Annotated in this window: 15 protein-coding genes; 1 reads left to right on the top strand and 14 read right to left on the bottom strand. The window is 62.3% G+C overall.

Annotated elements, in window-relative coordinates:
* The first annotated feature begins 360 nt into the window (after window positions 1–360).
* Window positions 361–1,179, top strand: a complete 819-nt coding sequence (gene ppsR, locus NCT04_RS06735; RefSeq protein ID WP_244827774.1) for a posphoenolpyruvate synthetase regulatory kinase/phosphorylase PpsR — start codon at window positions 361–363, stop codon at window positions 1,177–1,179.
* Here the strand turns inward: ppsR and NCT04_RS06730 are convergent, their stop codons facing one another.
* The 14 genes from NCT04_RS06730 to pyrH all read right to left on the bottom strand — a co-directional run bounded on the left by NCT04_RS06730 (window position 1,180) and on the right by pyrH (window position 15,366).
* A complete protein-coding gene (locus NCT04_RS06730; protein ID WP_250464505.1) occupies window positions 1,180–1,959 on the bottom strand; it encodes a TrmH family RNA methyltransferase in 780 nt (259 codons plus the stop codon).
* Window positions 1,960–1,962: 3 nt separating this feature from the next.
* Window positions 1,963–2,679 (bottom strand): ribonuclease HII, encoded by a 717-nt coding sequence (gene rnhB, locus NCT04_RS06725; RefSeq protein ID WP_244827772.1) that lies wholly within the window; start codon window positions 2,677–2,679, stop codon window positions 1,963–1,965.
* The gene (gene lpxB, locus NCT04_RS06720) at window positions 2,679–3,845 is read right to left on the bottom strand and encodes a lipid-A-disaccharide synthase (RefSeq protein WP_250464503.1); all 1,167 of its coding nucleotides are present in this window, start codon (window positions 3,843–3,845) and stop codon (window positions 2,679–2,681) included. The genes rnhB and lpxB overlap by 1 nt, the downstream gene beginning before the upstream one ends.
* 9 nt (window positions 3,846–3,854) lie before the next feature.
* Entirely contained in the window at window positions 3,855–4,643 is a 789-nt protein-coding gene (gene lpxA, locus NCT04_RS06715) for an acyl-ACP--UDP-N-acetylglucosamine O-acyltransferase (protein WP_244827770.1), read from the bottom strand.
* Window positions 4,644–4,698: 55 nt separating this feature from the next.
* Entirely contained in the window at window positions 4,699–5,157 is a 459-nt protein-coding gene (fabZ, locus tag NCT04_RS06710; protein WP_244827769.1) for a 3-hydroxyacyl-ACP dehydratase FabZ, read from the bottom strand.
* A 383-nt stretch (window positions 5,158–5,540) separates the two neighbouring features.
* Window positions 5,541–6,632, bottom strand: a complete 1,092-nt coding sequence (gene lpxD / locus NCT04_RS06705) for a UDP-3-O-(3-hydroxymyristoyl)glucosamine N-acyltransferase (RefSeq protein WP_244828014.1) — start codon at window positions 6,630–6,632, stop codon at window positions 5,541–5,543.
* A 30-nt stretch (window positions 6,633–6,662) separates the two neighbouring features.
* On the bottom strand, window positions 6,663–7,202 hold the full coding sequence (locus tag NCT04_RS06700) for an OmpH/Skp family outer membrane protein (protein WP_244827768.1): 540 nt from the start codon (window positions 7,200–7,202) through the stop codon (window positions 6,663–6,665).
* An 84-nt stretch (window positions 7,203–7,286) separates the two neighbouring features.
* Window positions 7,287–9,599 (bottom strand): outer membrane protein assembly factor BamA, encoded by a 2,313-nt coding sequence (gene bamA, locus NCT04_RS06695; RefSeq protein ID WP_244827767.1) that lies wholly within the window; start codon window positions 9,597–9,599, stop codon window positions 7,287–7,289.
* A 77-nt stretch (window positions 9,600–9,676) separates the two neighbouring features.
* Window positions 9,677–11,050, bottom strand: coding sequence for an RIP metalloprotease RseP (rseP, locus tag NCT04_RS06690; protein WP_250464501.1), 1,374 nt, complete (start codon window positions 11,048–11,050; stop codon window positions 9,677–9,679).
* 7 nt (window positions 11,051–11,057) lie between these two features.
* The gene (locus NCT04_RS06685; RefSeq protein ID WP_250464499.1) at window positions 11,058–12,275 is read right to left on the bottom strand and encodes a 1-deoxy-D-xylulose-5-phosphate reductoisomerase; all 1,218 of its coding nucleotides are present in this window, start codon (window positions 12,273–12,275) and stop codon (window positions 11,058–11,060) included.
* A gap of 10 nt (window positions 12,276–12,285) precedes the next feature.
* Window positions 12,286–13,098 (bottom strand): phosphatidate cytidylyltransferase, encoded by an 813-nt coding sequence (locus NCT04_RS06680; RefSeq protein ID WP_250464497.1) that lies wholly within the window; start codon window positions 13,096–13,098, stop codon window positions 12,286–12,288.
* Entirely contained in the window at window positions 13,092–13,874 is a 783-nt protein-coding gene (gene uppS / locus NCT04_RS06675) for a polyprenyl diphosphate synthase (RefSeq protein WP_244827763.1), read from the bottom strand. The genes NCT04_RS06680 and uppS overlap by 7 nt, the downstream gene beginning before the upstream one ends.
* A gap of 82 nt (window positions 13,875–13,956) precedes the next feature.
* A complete protein-coding gene (gene frr, locus NCT04_RS06670; RefSeq protein ID WP_244827762.1) occupies window positions 13,957–14,517 on the bottom strand; it encodes a ribosome recycling factor in 561 nt (186 codons plus the stop codon).
* Window positions 14,518–14,652: 135 nt separating this feature from the next.
* Complete coding sequence (gene pyrH / locus NCT04_RS06665; protein WP_244827761.1) at window positions 14,653–15,366, bottom strand: UMP kinase; 714 nt, start codon at window positions 15,364–15,366, stop codon at window positions 14,653–14,655.
* Between the last annotated feature and the right edge of the window lie 125 nt (window positions 15,367–15,491).

Genomic DNA, 15,491 nt, shown 5'->3' with positions numbered 1-15,491 from the left:
GCGAGACGCATCTCGTACAAACTGTTTGATAAGCCATCGCGGTATGGATAGGGACGTCTGAAACTGCTCGGATTCATGCTTCTTTGAAGCAAAAATAAGCGAAGCAACCTCTTTTTGACGAAAATCCCAATCAATCCATACGCAATTGCTTATCGAACAGGTTGCCGCTATTCTACCGTGCCATTTCTCAATTTTGTCCCGGCATAATCAGCAAATAGACGGCAAAATCGAGGTCTTTGACGCCCGATGGTTCGGCGGCGCACACCCCGAACCCAGTTACCTTAACACAGGCCTTTTCCGCTCCCGTGCTCGCGCGTTACCTTCGCGCACGTGCCTTCCAACTCGTTCCCCATATCGCCGATGCCGCCATCCGTATTCATCGTTTCCGACGGTACAGGAATCACCGCCGAGACGTTCGCGCATTCGATCCTCGCCCAGTTCGACCAGAAATTCCGGCTGGTGCGCGTGCCTTTCGTCGACTCGATCGACAAGGCGCATGCGACCGTCGAGAAGATCAACGAAGTGGTGTCACTGGACGGACGGCGGCCCATTGTCTTCACGACGCTCGTCGACAGCGCGTCGAACGAGATCGTCAAGGGCTGCAATGCGCTCGTGCTCGACATGTTCCAGACCTTCATCGAGCCGCTCGAACACGAACTGGAAATCAAGTCGACGCACGCCATGGGCCGCGTCCACCAGAACGCGGATACCGAGGAATACAAGAACCGCATCGAGGCCATCAACTTCTCGCTCGCGCACGACGACGGTCAATCCAACCGCAATCTCACGGAAGCGGACGTGATTCTCGTGGGCGTCTCGCGCAGTGGCAAGACGCCGACGAGCCTCTATCTGGCAATGCAATACGGGGTGAAGGCGGCGAACTACCCGCTGATTCCGGAAGATTTCGAGCGCGGCAAACTGCCGACGCCCTTGCTGGAACATCGCGAGAAGATGTTCGGTCTTTCCATCGACCCGCAGCGGCTCTCGGAGATTCGCAACGAGCGCCGGCCGGGCAGCAAGTACGCGGCGCTCGAAAACTGCCGTTACGAGATCAACGAAGCCGAATCAATGATGAAGCGCGAAGGCGTGAAATGGCTTTCATCGACACACAAGTCGATCGAGGAAATCGCCACCACGATTCTGCAGGAGATCAAGCCGGAGCGGCCGTCGTACTACTGATCAGCGCCGCTGCTGGCGGCATTGTTCGAAAAGACAAATTGCCGCCGCAGCCGCCACGTTCAGCGATTCCATGCCGCCCGGCTGTGGAATCGTCACGCGATGCGTGACTGCATCGCGCCAGACCTGCGACACGCCCGCGCCTTCGTTGCCGAAGACCCATGCGAGCGGACCCACGAGATCGCAATCGTAAAGCGCGACCGCGCCATGTGAGTCGGTGATGGTCACGGGCGCATCCAGGCGCGCAATCAGGTTTGCCGGTTCGACATCCTCGAAGATATCGAGCAGAAAGTGTGCGCCCATGCCCGAGCGCAAGACCTTCGACGACCACGCGTAAGCCGTTCCCGGCGCGCAGAAAACGCGCGTGATACCCGCCGCCGCCGCGCTGCGCAAAATGGAACCGACGTTGCCCGCGTCCTGAATGCCGTCGAGAATCACGCAGGTTGCCTCGACGCGGTCGGGCAGCGCGGCATCGATCTTCTCAACGAGCAACAACATGCCAACGCCGTGCACGACGCTCGACAATTGGCCGAAGAGCGCATCCGGCAGCACGATCACACGTTTTTCCTCCATGCGCGCGACGATCTCCCGCGCTTCGGCATGGGAGAGCGCGCCTTCGGTCACGACACAGGTTTCCGGCTGGTCAGCGGCGTCGAGATAGGCTGAAGCGAGGTGGAGCCCTTCGAGGAGCGCGTGAGCGCTGCGGCGCTGCTGCGCGGTCGAACCGGCGAGCGCCTTGAGACGCTTGTAGAGCGGGTTGTCCCGCGAGGTGATCGATTTCAAGATTCAGAACGCGCGTGCATCGGGGTCGTCGTTGATGGTCGCGGCGGCTTGCAGCACCTCGGGCGCGATGGCCGGCAGCATCGAGCCGAAACGGATATGCGCCTCGCGCACCGGCGCGAACGAACGCCGATGATGCTCGCACGGCCCATGCTCATGAAGCGCTTTCAGATGTTGCGGCGTGCCGTAGCCCGCGTGCGCGTTGAATCCGTAGACAGGATGAACGTCGTGCAATTCCAGCAGCATGCGGTCGCGCGTGACCTTGGCCAGAATCGATGCCGCCGAAATCTGCTTGATGAGCGCGTCGCCGCCAATCACGGCTTCCGAGCGGATCGACAGCGTCGGGCAGCGGTTGCCGTCCACTTTCACGAGCGTCGGCGCAACCGCAAGCCCTTCGACCGCGCGCTTCATGGCGAGCATGGAAGCATGCAGGATGTTGATGGTGTCGATTTCCTCGACGCTTGCCGACGCGATGCAAAAAGCAAGCGCGCGATCGACGATCTTCTCGTAAAGCTCCTCGCGGCGTTTCGCGCTCAAGGCCTTCGAATCGTCGAGACCGTTGATGCGTGGCTTCGCGGGATCGAAGATCACCGCGGCGGCCACGACCGGCCCCGCCAGCGGACCGCGCCCCGCTTCATCCACGCCACAGACGATGTCGAAAGGCGAACTGAAGTCCAGCCCGCTTTGGAGTGTCGCCCGCACCGCCTTTGTCTCACGCGCCATTATCCGGCTCTCCGCGTTTGCAGCACTCGCGCGACCGCGTCGGCCGCCTTCTGCGACGTGTTCTGACGCAGCGCGATATGCATGTCCGTGAAAATCTCCGTCAGGGTACGGCGGTTCGCTTCGTCGTTCAACTGTTTGAGCGTGGCGTCGGCGAGCGCTTCGGGCGTGGCGAAGTGCTGCAGGATCTCCGGCACCACGAAGCGCCCCGCGAGAATGTTCGGCAAGCCGACATAGGGCAGATAGCCCTGACGCTTCATGATCTGACCCGTGAGCCAGGGCACCTTGTAGGAAATGACCATCGGCTTCTTGAGCAGCGCGGCTTCGAGCGTGACCGTGCCGCTTTTCACGAGGATGGCGTCCGCGGCGGTCATGGCGGTTTGCGCACGGCCGTCGGTAATCGTCAGCGAGAGACTCGGATGCGCATCGACGAGCGGCTGCAGAAGCTCGCGCAACGCGGGATTCGCGGCCGGCATCAGAAAGCGCACGCCAGGCTCGCGCAACTGCATGAGTTCCATGGCGTCGAAAAAGGTCGGGCCGATCAGCGCGATCTCCGAGCGGCGGCTGCCCGGCAGCACGGCAATCACCGGACCGCCTTGTGCGATACCGAGTTCGCGTCGCGCGCCGGCGACATCCGGTTCGAGCGGGATTTCATCGGCAAGCGGATGGCCGACATAACTCGCCGCCACGCCCGCCTTTTCCATCAACGCGATTTCGAACGGAAACACGCACAGCATGTGATCGACCGCTTTCACGATCTTCTTGATGCGGCCACCGCGCCACGCCCAGATCGACGGGCAGACGAAGTGCACCGTCGGAATGCCCGCTGCACGCAATGGCTCTTCGAGACCGAAATTGAAATCGGGCGCGTCGACGCCGATGAACACCGACGGCGGCTCCGCGAGCAGTTGCCGCTTTAGTTCGTTGCGAATGCCGAGAATTTCGGGAATATGGCGCAGCGCTTCGACATAGCCGCGCACGGACAGCTTGTCCATGGGCCAGTGGGCTTCGAAGCCCGCCGCGGTCATGCGCGGACCGCCGATGCCGCTGTAACGCGTATCGGCAGGCAACCTTTCTTGCAAACCTTGAAGCAGCGACGCCGCGAGCAGGTCGCCGGAAGGCTCGCCCGCGACCATCGCAATGCGTGGCGAGTGGGTGATTGGCGTCATCGGGCGCGCTTAGCGGATGATGCCGCGCTGCGACGTCGCGATGAAATCGGAGAACGCCTTGACCGGAGCATCGCCCTCGCCGCCTGCCTTGCCCAGATCCTTCAGTTGCAATTTCGCTTCTTCGAGTGACAAACCGCTCTTGTAGACGATGCGATACGCCTGGCGCAACGCCGAAATGGCGTCGGGCGTGAAGCCGCGCCGGCGCAACCCTTCGACATTGATACCGTGCGGCTCGGCCTTGTTGCCCGCCGCGATGACGAACGGCGGCACGTCCTGCACGAGCGCGGAAGCCCCGCCCAGCATGGAATGCGCGCCGATACGCACGAACTGATGCACGCCCGACATGCCTCCGACGATAGCGTGATCGCCGACCGTCACATGGCCCGCCAGTTGCGCGTTGCTCGACATGATGATGTTGTTGCCGAGCCGGCAATCATGGCCGACGTGCACGTAAGCCATGATCCAGCAATCGTCGCCGATGGACGTCTCGCCCTGATCCTGCGCGGTGCCGGTATGCAGCGTGGTGAATTCGCGGATGGTATTGCGGTCGCCGATCACGAGACGCGTGGGCTCGTCGCGGTATTTCATGTCCTGCGGGCGCCCGCCGATCGACGCATAGTGGCCGATGCGGTTGTCGCGTCCGATGCTCGTGTGCCCTTCGAGCACGCTGTGCGAACCGACCGTCGTGCCCGCGCCAATCACGACGTGGGGGCCGACGATCGCGTACGGTCCGATTTCGACGGTATCGTCGAGTCGAGCGCCCGGCTCGATGATCGCGGTAGGGTGAATCTTGCTCATGCGCTTATCGCCTCAAGCTGTTCGTGCTGCCTGTGTCTTGACGGTGAACGCGGCCTCAGGCGGCCGTGTTCTTCACGGTACACATGAGCTCGGCCTCGGCAGCGGTCACGCCGTCCACTTCGGCGCGCGCCTTGAACTTCCAGATGCCTCGCATGTACCGCTCGAAGTTGACGTTGAGGATCAGTTGATCGCCCGGTTCCACCACGCGCTTGAAGCGCGCGCCGTCGATACCCACGAAGTAATACAGCGTGGTCGACGGATCGTGCGGTTCCTCGGCGAAAGTCAGGAGCGCCGCGGTCTGCGCGAGCGCTTCGAGAATCAGCACGCCGGGCATGACGGGCCGTGTCGGGAAGTGACCCTGAAAATACGGCTCATTGATCGTCACGTTCTTCAGCGCTTTGATGCTCTTGTGCGGCTCGAGTTCGAGTACGCGATCCACGAGCAGGATCGGATACCGATGCGGCAGCAGCGTGAGGATCTTGTGAATATCGAGGTTGATTTTTTCTGTGCTCATGGTCGTTCTGCTCGCGCGCGTGTTGTGCGCGGAAATTGACTGCGGACGCGTTGAACGAATCTTGCGCCCGCCGGAAATGCCTTTGTGTTTATCTTCGATGCGGCTTGCTGCGTGTTTTGTTGCTGCCTCGATGATGGGATGGACCGTCGACGCTTCTGAAACCGTTGAACCCGGCCCGCTTACTGCGCGTTTCGTTTATGCGCCGGCGATGATACGAACCCTCGACGCTTTTACACTGCTTGACTCGGCCTGCTCACGGCACGTTTCGACGCTGCCTCGGTGAGAATACCAACCCCTTGCGCTGCTGAAATTGCTGACGTCGCCGGCTTACTGCCCGTATCAAGGTTGCCGGCCAGTGCTTTGAACCAGCGATCTTGCCTTGCTCACTCCGCGCCGCCCGCGTCGCCCTTACCTGCCTTCTCGCCCAACGCCGTTTCGAGCGCCTTGATGCGATCACGCAGCTTGTCCAGATTGCGCACCAGCGCCGCGCTCTTGTTCCAGTCGGCATGATTCACCGCCGGGAAAGCGCTCGTGTACATGCCAGGCTTCGTTAGCGACTTGGAGACGCCCGACTGCGCCGTGACGATCACGTAATCCGCCAATGTGACGTGCCCTGCGATGCCCACCGCGCCGCCGATCATGCAATGCCGCCCGATATTCGTGCTGCCCGCGATACCCGCGCAACCGGCGATAACCGTGTACGCGCCGATGCGGCAGTTGTGCCCGATCTGCACGAGATTGTCGATCTTCACGCTTTCTTCGATGACGGTATCCGCCATGGCGCCGCGATCGATCGTGGTGTTCGCGCCAATTTCCACGTCCTCGCCGATGTCCACCGCGCCCACCTGCGGAATCTTCACCCAGGTACCGGTGCGAGCATCGCCTTCGCCCACGAAATCCGGCGCGAAGCCGAAGCCATCCGCGCCAATGACCGCGCCGGCGTGCACGATCACGCGCGCGCCCAGTTTGCAGCCGTGATACACGGTGACGTTCGGATACAGATGCACGTCGTCGCCCAACTTCACGCCACGTCCGATGACCACGCCTGCATCCAGTTTCACGCGCTCACCGACGACCGCGCCCGCTTCCACCGTCACATGAGGCCCGATCACCGCGCTCGCCGCGACGTGCGCAGCCGGATCGACATACGCGCTCGGATGCACGCCGGGCTTCGAGACGGGCGTTGCAAGATCGATAAACGCCTGTGCGACGCGAGCGAAATAAGCGTAAGGGTTCGCCGTGACGATGAAATTCGTGCCCGCGCGATTGCCCACCTTCTCCAGATCGGCGGGCGAGATCAACACCGCGCCGGCGCGCGTCGTCTCGACTTGCGCCAGATACTTCTGGTTGGCGAGAAACGCGAGTTGCGCGGGGCCGGCTTTGTCGAGCGGCGCAAGCGCCTCGACCTTTTGCGTGCCCGCGCCGACTATCTCGCCGCCAAAGCGGCTGACCAATTCGTCGAGCGTGATCGCCATGCCTGATGCCATGCGTTCAATTACTCCGTGTCAGTTCGAGCTTGCGCCACTCGCGCCGCTCGCACCATTTTGCGTGCTCGCAGCCAGCGCCTTCAGCACTTGATCCGTGATATCGATGCGCGGGCTCACATACACCGCTTCCTGCACGATCAGATCGTAATGCTGCTGTTCCGCGATCTGCTTGATGACCTTGTTCGCGCGATCCAGCACCGCCGCGAGTTCTTCGTTACGACGCTGATTCAGGTCTTCGCGAAACTCGCGCTGCTTGCGCTGGAAGTCGGCGTCGAGCTGCGCCAGATCGCGTTGGCGCGCGGCACGGTCGGTTGGCGCGAGCGAGGCGCCATTCTTGTCCATGTTGTCGGACATGGCCTTCATGCGCTGCGCCATGTCCTGCAGCGCCTTGTCGCGCTTGGAGAACTCCTGCTCGAGTTTCGACTGCGCAGCCTTCGCCGCCGCCGACTCGCGCAGGATGCGGTCGGAGTTGACCGCGGCGATGCGCGCTTCCTGAGCGCTCGCGCTCGCAGCCGCACCCAGGCCGAGAACCATCGACAACGCAAGCGCCAGCGCCATATGTTTCGAAAGCTTACCGGTTCGCAAAGTGTTCCTCACGTTACGTCGAAATGAATGAAGCCTCTGTTCTCGTCGCGACGCAGCTTAGAACGCCGTGCCGATCTGGAACTGGAACTTCTGATACTGGTCGCCTTCATGTTTCTGCAGCGGGAAGCCCAGGCTCAGCTTGAGCGGGCCGATTGGCGAGATCCATGCAAGACCGACACCATAGCCATACCGCAAGCCGTTCGCGCCGGCGCTCGTGCCGCCCTGATTCGGGTCGCCCCAGACGTTGCCGGCGTCGAGGAAGGTGAAGACGCGCAGCGTGCGGTCATAACCCGTTCCCGGCAGCGGGAACGTGAGTTCGATATTACCCACCGCCATGCGCGAACCGCCGATCGGGTCGCCCGTTTTCGCGTCACGCGGACCCAGCGAACTCGGCGAGTAACCGCGCACCGAGCCGATACCGCCCGCGTAGTAGTTCTTGAAGATCGGGTACGTCTGGCCGTCGAGGCCCTTGCCGTAACCGCCTTGCAGGTTGAAGCCGAGCACGAAGCCGCGCGCGAACGAGTAGTAATACTGGAACTGCGCGTCGAATTTAGCGTAGGTCGTGTTGCCGATAGGCGTGCCGTACTCCGCGTTCGATTGCAGGTAGTAACCGCGGCTCGGCACGAGCGCGCTGTCGCGATTGTCGCGCGACCAGCCAACCGTCAGCGGATAGTTGTTCACCACGCGACCGAATTCGTTCACGTAGTTGATGTACGACTGCGGCGTGGCCGAGTCGACGTCCATGGTGTTCTGCTCGGCGCCGACGCCGAAGAAGACCGTGTCCTGCTCGGAGAACGGAATGCCGAACTTGGTGTCCGCGCCCATCGTCACGATCTTGAAGCTCGAATCAGTCGAGTAGTAGAGCGGCTGATACGTGCGGTAGTAGGCGTCCGTGATCCGCTTGATACCGTCGATGGTGAAGTACGGATCGACCTGCGTGACCGTCAAGGTACGGTAGGTCTTCGCGGTGTTCACGTTCACCGAGAGACTCGTGCCGGAGCCGAACACGTTGTCCTGCGAGACGCCTGCCGAGAGCACCACCTTGTCCGTCGACGAGAAACCCGCACCCAGCGTGATGGCGCCGGTCGGCTTTTCCGCGACCTTTACGTCCACGTCCACCTGGTCGTTGGTGCCTTCCACCGGCGTGGTGGTGACATCGACATCCGTGAAGTAACCGAGACGGTTGATGCGGTCTTTCGAGAGCGCAAGGCGGCTCGAATCGAACCACGAGCTTTCCAGCTGACGCATTTCGCGACGCACGACTTCGTCCCGCGTACGGGTGTTGCCGTCGATATTCACGCGGCGCACATACACGCGGCGGCTCGGATCCACTTGCAGCGTGAGCGCCACCGTGTGATGCGCCTGATCGATTTCCGGCTGCGCGTTGACCTGTGCGAACGCGTAGCCGTATTCACCGAGCTTGTCGACGACGGCCTTGGTCGAGGACTGCAGCTTCTCGGCCGAAAAGAGTTCGCCCGGTTTGATCTTGATGAGCTTGCTCAACTCGGCGTCGCGACTCAGCAGATTGCCCGACAGCTTGACGCTGCTGACCTTGTACGGCTCGCCTTCATGCAAGGCGACGGTCAGGTACATGTCCTTCTTGTCCGGCGAGATCGACACCTGCGTGGAGTCGATGCTGAACTCGAGGTAACCGTGATTCAGATAGTACGAGCGGACATTTTCGAGGTCGCCCGTGAGCTTTTCTTTCGCGTAGAGATCGCTCTTCGTGTACCAGGAGAACCAGTTCGGCGTGGAGAGCTGCATTTCGCCGAGCAGCGTGCTCGAACTCACGGCCTTGTTGCCGACGAAGTTGATCTGGCGAATCTTCGCGCTCGGACCTTCGGCCACCGAGAACAGAATGGTGACGCGATTACGGTCGACCGGCGTGACGGTGGTGGTGACTTCGGCCGCGTAGTAGCCGCGCGTCAGGTACTGACGTTTCAGTTCCTGTTCGGCCTTGTCGAGCAGCGCCTTGTCGTAGGAGCGGCCTTGCGACAAGCCGACCGAGCGCAGCGCCTTGGTGATGGTGTCCTTGTCGAACTCGTGCAGACCCGCGAAATCGATGCTCGAAATGGCCGGCCGTTCTTGCACCTGCACGACCACGACATTGCCTTCGGTTGCGATTTGAACGTCGTTGAAGAAGCCCGTTGCATAGAGGGCGCGAATCGCTTCGGAGGCCTTGTCGTCGGTGAACGTGTCGCCTTGCTTGATCGGCAGATAGGCGAACACGGAACCCGGTTCGATGCGCTGAAGACCTTCGATCCGAATATCCTGCACGACGAACGGCGTAACGGCGTGTGCCGTGATACCCGTTGCGGCAAGCGCCGCGGCTACAGCCGTCTTAGGAACAAAGCGATGAGGTTTGAACAACGTGCTTCCCCAGTATTTAAAGCTGCATTCATTCCGGCGGTCGCTCGAACAACGCCGCCAGAGATTGTCAAAGTGGATCAGAAACGGATCAGGCGAGCCAGGTCATTGAACAGCGCGATCATCGACAAAGCGACGATGCACACCAGCCCCGCCCGTTGCAGAACCAGCTGCCAGCGATCGGACACCGCCTTGCCGGTAACGGCTTCAACCAAATAATATAACAGATGCCCACCGTCCAAAACCGGAATCGGTAACAAGTTCAACACACCGAGGCTGATACTCACGAGCGCGAGAAAGGAAACGAAAGCCGCCAGACCCAAACGCGCGCTCTTTCCTGCATAGTCCGCAATGGTGACCGGTCCTGAAAGGTTCTTGAGCGATGCCTCGCCTGTGATCATCCGCCCGAACATGCGCAGCGAATACATGCTGATGTCCCACGTGCGATTCACGCCGAGACGCAGACTTTCCACCGGTCCGTAACGCACGTCGACGCTAGGCAACTGATTGGCGAGCGCAGCACCTATACGGCCGATATCCTTGCCGCTCGCCGCATCGTGCTTGACGTCGGGCGTCACCTGCACCGTCTGCTGCTTGCCCGCACGCTCGATCGTGAGCGTGACCGCTTTCGCGCCGTGCGCCTTCACGTAGTCGATGAAGCTCGTCGCGTTATCGACGTTATGGCCGTCTATTGCGCGCAGCTTGTCGCCCGCCTGCAGACCGCTCTTTTGCGCGGCGCTGCCCGCCTCCACACCCGCGACCGTGAGCGTGCCACCGCCCGGCGTGAAGCCGAGCTTGTCCATGAAGTCCTGCTCGGCGTCCGCATCCGAAATGGTGCCGACACTCAGCGGAAAGTCGTACGTGCCTTCGTGCGTCTTCGCCGAAAGCACGATGCGGCGATGATCGAACGATGCATCGAGAATCTTCCAGCGCAGATCCGACCACGAGCGAATAGCGTGCGTTTCCCCGCCGTTGTCCGCGTCGCGCATCGAAACGATCTTTTCGCCGCCTTCGAAACCCGCGCGCGCGGCTGCCGTGTTCGCCACGGGCGTCGCGACGATTGCTTCGGGCTCCGACACGCCGCCCGCGAATACCGCCGCGAACAGCACGATGGCAAGAATGAAGTTCGCGACAGGCCCCGCCGCGACGATCGCAATGCGCTTCACGACCGGCTGCCGGTTGAAGGCGCGTGGCAGGTCCTCGGGCGCGATGCTCTCTTCGCTTTCGCGCTCGTCGAGCATCTTCACGTAACCGCCGAGCGGCAACGCGGCAATGGTCCACTCGACGCCGGTCTTCTTGCTGACCCAGCTCACGAGCGGCTTGCCGAAGCCCACGGAAAAACGCAGCACCTTGACGCCGCACATGCGCGCGACGCTGTAGTGACCGAATTCGTGGACGACGACAAGTACGCCAATCGCAACGACGAAGGCGACGATTTCGGTCAGAAAGTTCATGACGGCCTCAATGGGCGATGGACTCGGCGCCTGGCGCGCTGGCGGTGAGTTCCGCGACAAACCGATGCGCCAGACGGCGCGCGTTCGCATCGGCGGCGAGGACGTCGTCGAGCGATGCAGCGCTGCCGTTTGGCAAGGAGTTCAGCACGCGATCGACGACATCGCCGATCGCCATGAAACCGATGCGGCGCGCGAGGAACGCTTCCACCGCGATCTCGTTTGCGGCATTCAGCGCCGCGCTTGCCAGACCGCCCGCTTCCAGCGCGCCGATTGCGAGCGCGAGACACGGAAAGCGCGTGAAGTCCGGCTTCTCGAAACTGAGCGTGGCGATCTGTGCGAGATCGAGCGGCGCGACGCCCGAATCGACGCGATCCGGAAACGCCAGCGCATGTGCGATCGGCGTGCGCATGTCCGGGTTGCCGAGTTGCGCGAGCACGGAGCCATCCGCATACGAGACCATGGAATGGATCACGCTTTGCGGATGAATCAGCACCTCGATGCGCGAACCGGGCAAATTGAAGAGCCAGTGAGCCTCGATGACTTCGAGGCCCTTGTTCATCATGGTCGCGGAATCGACGGAAATCTTGCGGCCCATTGCCCAGTTCGGGTGCTTGCAGGCTTCGTCCGGCGTGACGTCGATGAGCGTTGCCGGCTCGCGCGTGCGAAACGGGCCGCCCGATGCGGTCAGGATGATCTTCGATACGCCGCCGTGCAGCTTTGCCTCGCTGTCCGCGCAGGGGGGCAGGCACTGAAACACGGCGTTATGTTCGCTGTCCACCGGCAGCAGGATGGCGCCGTTGTCACGCACCGCATCCATGAAAATCTGGCCGGACATGACGAGCGCTTCCTTGTTGGCAAGCAGGATGCGCTTGCCCGCGCGCGCCGCCGCGAGCGTAGGCGCAAGGCCCGCCGCGCCGACGATGGCCGCGACCACGGTGTCGCATTGCGACGCCCGCGCCACCTCGACCAGCGCGGCTTCGCCGTGCGTCACCTCGGTTTTGCAGCCCGCGGCGTTCAAGGCGCCCGCCACGTGCGCAGCCGTTTCCGCGTCGCCGACCACGGCTACTTCGGGCGTGAAGCGCAGACACTGTTCGACGAGCTTGTCGCCGTTGCGATGCGCGGTGAGCGCGTAGACCGAGAAACGGTCCGGGTGCCGCGCCACGACGTCGAGCGTGCTATCGCCGATCGAGCCCGTGGAGCCGAGCAATGTAAGACGTTTTTGCATGAATTCTTCTCTAGCCGAGCATCAGCAATGCAATCGGCAGTACGGGCAGCAACGCGTCGATCCGGTCGAGTACGCCGCCGTGACCCGGCAGCAAACTGCTCGAATCCTTGACGCCCGCCTGGCGCTTAAGGAGCGATTCGAACAAGTCGCCGACCACGCTGAACGCAACCAGCACGCTTAGCGCGAGGAGCGCGCGCGCCCAGCCTAGATGTTCGACGAACGCGCTGAATACGGTCGGCGCCTCGAACGCGGTGGCGGCGGCAATCGTGCCGATGACCATCACCGCGACCCAGCCGCCGATCGCGCCTTCCCAGGTCTTGCCCGGACTGATGGACGGGGCCAGCTTGTGGCGGCCGAGGGCTTTGCCGGCGAAGTATGCGCCCACATCGGCCAGCCAGACTACTAGAAGAAGCGATAGCACGAAAGCCACGCCCACGGTGCGGGCCGCGACCACCGCGTGCCAGCAGGCCACGAACACGACGATTCCGGCAAAAAGCAGGAAGCCGCGCCACGCACCCGCCGAAAGCACGGGCTTGCGCAAAAGCGCATACGGCCCGGCCAACACCCAGAAAATAGCGGCCATTTCGAAGAGCGCCTTGGACGCGACGCCGAGAAACGTGCTGAAAATGAGCGCAAGTCCCGCAATGAGCGCGTAGGCCACCGGACCCGCGCCGTTGAGCTTGAGGAGCCGTCCCCATTCCCATGCGGCGAAGACGACGACAAAACCGATCAACGCCCCGAATACGCCGATCGGCGCGAACAACGTGACCGGCACGAGGACCGCAAGCAGGACGATTGCCGTGATGACACGGGTTCTTAGCATGAAAGGGTGTCGGCCTTCTGCGATTGGTTTTCGACTTGTGCGCTGGTGCGCCCGAAGCGGCGTTCACGCTCGCCATAAGACGCGATGGCGCGATCCAGCGCTTCGGCGTCGAAATCGGGCCAGTAGGTATCGGTGAAATAGAACTCGGTGTAGGCGAGTTGCCACAGCAGAAAATTGCTGATGCGCTGCTCGCCGCCCGTACGGATGAAGAGATCCGGCTCGGGCGCGTAAGCCATGGCGAGATGCTCGGCGAAGGATTCGTCGTCCACGCGCGCCGGCACGCCCTGTTCGAGCGATTGCGCGATGAGCTTCTTCGTCGCCTGCATGATGTCCCAGCGCCCGCCGTAATTGGCGGCGATGGTGAGCGTCAAACGCGTATTGCGCGCCGTCTTGGTCTCGGCACGCTGAATGAGCGCGCGGATGCGGTCGTCGAACATGGCGGTGTCGCCGACCACGCGCAGACGGATGCCGTTGGCGTGCAGCTTGCCGATTTCGCGCTCGAGCGCGGTCACGAACAGGCGCATGAGAAACGACACTTCCTCGGTCGGACGGCGCCAGTTTTCGGAACTGAACGCGAACAGCGTGACGAATTCGACGCCGCGCCGCGCGCAACTTTCGACGGTGGCGCGCACCGCATCGACGCCGCGGGTGTGACCGGCGACGCGCGGCAGGCGCCGCTCGGTCGCCCAACGGCCGTTGCCGTCCATGATGATCGCGACGTGGCGCGGGACAGCCGCGACATCGGGCACGCGAACGGTAGAGCTGGTATAGGTCATGGCCGTTGAATCTTGAAATCGACAGAAGTGAGAGCCAGCCTCAATCTAAATGGTCGAGGCTGGCAAGACCGTATCTACGGCCTCACACCGTCATGATTTCGGCTTCTTTGGTCTGGACGAGCTTGTCGATTTCGGCGACGAACTTGTCGGTGAATTTCTGCACGTCGTCGCTTGCGCGGCGCTCGTCGTCTTCCGAAATCTCTTTGTCCTTCACGAGCTTCTTCAGTTGCTCGTTCGCGTCGCGGCGCAGGTTACGCACAGCGATCTTCGCCGATTCGCCTTCGCTCTTCACGACCTTGGTCAGCTCGCGGCGGCGCTCTTCGGTTAGCGCTGGCATTGGCACGCGGATCAAATCGCCCTGCGTTGCCGGGTTCAGACCGAGGTCCGACTCGCGGATCGCCTTTTCGACGACGCCGACCATCTTCTTTTCCCACGGCTGCACGCCGATCGTGCGGGCGTCGACGAGCGTCATGTTCGCCACTTGGGAGATGGGCACATTCGAGCCGTAGTAGTCGACCTGGATGTGATCGAGCAGACCCGTGTGGGCGCGGCCCGTGCGGATCTTCGCGAGATCGGCCTTGAACGCTTCGATCGACCGCGTCATCTTCTGGTCGACGCCTTTTTTAATGTCAGCCACACTCATTTGAACCTCCGAAACCTTGGGTTACTGGCAATCTAGGCGCCTTCGCGCGATCTTCCGGCGTGCTCCACACCGGCCGCGGCGCGGCGCCCTTTCAACGTCGCTGAACTTCTCGTTGACCACTCTCAACGCGAGAGTTTACACGTGGACGAGCGTACCTTCGTCGTCGCCTTGCACGATGCGCTTGAGCGCGCCCGGCTTCGTGATCGAGAACACGCGGATCGGCAGCTTCTGGTCGCGGCACAGCGCGAAAGCCGTGGCGTCCATGACTTGCAGATTGCGGCCGATCGCTTCGTCGAAGCTGATCGTGCTGTAGCGCGTGGCGCTCGGATCTTTCTTCGGGTCGGCGGAGTATACGCCATCGACCTTGGTTGCTTTCAACACCACTTCGGCGCCCACTTCCGCGCCACGCAAGGCGGCAGCGGTGTCGGTCGTGAAGAACGGGTTGCCCGTGCCGGCCGCGAAGATCACGACCTTGCCTTCTTCGAGCTGGCGAATCGCGCGGGGGCGGATGTACGGCTCGACCACCTGGTCCATGCGCAGCGCGGACTGAACGCGCGCTTCGATGCCGGCGTGACGCATGGCGTCTTGCAGCGCCAGCGCGTTCATCATGGTCGCGAGCATGCCCATGTAGTCGGCCGTCGCCCGGTCCATGCCGGCCGCGCCGCCCGCCACGCCACGGAAGATGTTGCCGCCGCCGATCACGACGGCCATTTGCGTGCCCATCCGCACTACTTCAGCGACATCCGCCACCATCCTTTCGATTGTTGCGCGATTGATGCCGAAGGCATCGTCGCCCATGAGGGCTTCGCCGGAGAGTTTGAGGAGTACGCGTTTGTAGGCTGTGGGCATATGAGTTTCCGATCGCGCCGAGGAGGGTTGCAACAACGTAGAACTGTAGGGGTGAAACAATATTTACCGCAAGCGGCCGGATCGGGCGACGGGCGCGACGCATACGGGTTTTCCCGAATTCGCCG

This window comes from Caballeronia sp. GAFFF2, assembly GCF_023631485.1.
Lineage (GTDB): Bacteria > Pseudomonadota > Gammaproteobacteria > Burkholderiales > Burkholderiaceae > Caballeronia.
Note: the sequence above shows the minus strand (reverse complement) of the source record. Positions and strands in the feature narration are given on the sequence as shown.